Annotated in this window: 1 protein-coding gene; it reads left to right on the top strand. The window is 70.9% G+C overall.

Translation table 11 applies throughout. The annotated features are described in order from the left end of the window. The coding region (locus ETD86_RS54450) for a DUF4192 domain-containing protein (protein WP_246149552.1) at positions 1–1,069 on the top strand (1,069 nt) is incomplete at its 5' end. Positions 1,070–1,113 lie beyond the last annotated feature (44 nt).

Below are 1,113 nucleotides of genomic sequence, written 5' to 3'. Positions count from 1 at the left end.
GCCCCTCTCCGAGTCCTGCCTCACTCTCACCAGCCCCGCCGACATCCTGGCCGCCGTCCCCTACCTCGTCGGCTTCCACCCGCGCAACAGCCTGATCATCATCGGGCTCGACCGCGGCCAGGCGAAGATGGTGGTCAGATGGGGCCTACCGCTCCCACCGGGCGCCCTCGCCCCGCTGACCCCGCTGTTCGATCGGGAGGCCGTCACACAGGTCGTCATCATCGGCTACGGCTCGGGAGACGTGGTCACGCCGGCGGTGGACGAGGTCAGGCTCGTGGCGGCCAAGGCCGAGGTCCACGTCGGGGAGGCCTTGCGCGCCCACGAGGGCCGCTACTGGTCATACGTCTGCGACGTCCCCATGTGCTGCCCTGCCGAGGGCACCCCGTACGACCCTTCGACGAGCCAGGTCGCCGCCGAGGCAACCGTACGCGGCCTGGTCGCCCTCCCCGACCGCGAGGCCCTGGAGCGCACGGTAGCCCCCGTCACGGGCCCCGTACGGCTGGCCATGCGGCGCGCCACGGCCGACGTGGTCGCCGAGTTGAGGGCCAGACTCGAGGCCACCTCGGACCTGGACGCCTTCGCCCACCACTACGTGGCGGAAGCCCTGGCACGTGTGCGATCAGCACTGACCGCCCACACCGAAGGCGGTCGCCTTCGCGACGCGGAAGCGGCGAGACTGGGCCTCGACCTCGCGATCACCAGAGTCCGCGACGAGGCATGGACGCTCATGGACGACTCCCACGCTCCGCTGTGGAAGGACCTGACCCGCAGACTCGAGCCCCGCTTCGTCCCGCCGGCCGCATCCCTGCTCGCCATGGCGGCCTGGCGAGCGGGCAACAGCGTGCAGGCCACCATCGCCCTCGAACGCGCTCTGACGATCGCCCCCACCTACTCGATGGCGAACCTCCTCATGCACGCGGTCCAGAATCTGCTGTCCCCGGCCATCATGCGAGGCCGCATGCCCACTCCTGCCGAGCTCGACACGGCCATGGGCGCCGCCCACGCAGGCTGGTTGCTCCCACTGGTCAACCTCCTCGACGAGGAAGACCCATCCATCCCACCGGGCTGACCCAGGTCACACCCGCCCGCCGCTTCGCCCCCACCCCTCACACC

The sequence above is a fragment of the Nonomuraea turkmeniaca genome, assembly GCF_005889735.1.
In the GTDB taxonomy this organism is placed as follows: Bacteria; Actinomycetota; Actinomycetes; order Streptosporangiales; family Streptosporangiaceae; genus Nonomuraea; species Nonomuraea turkmeniaca.
Note: the sequence above shows the minus strand (reverse complement) of the source record. Positions and strands in the feature narration are given on the sequence as shown.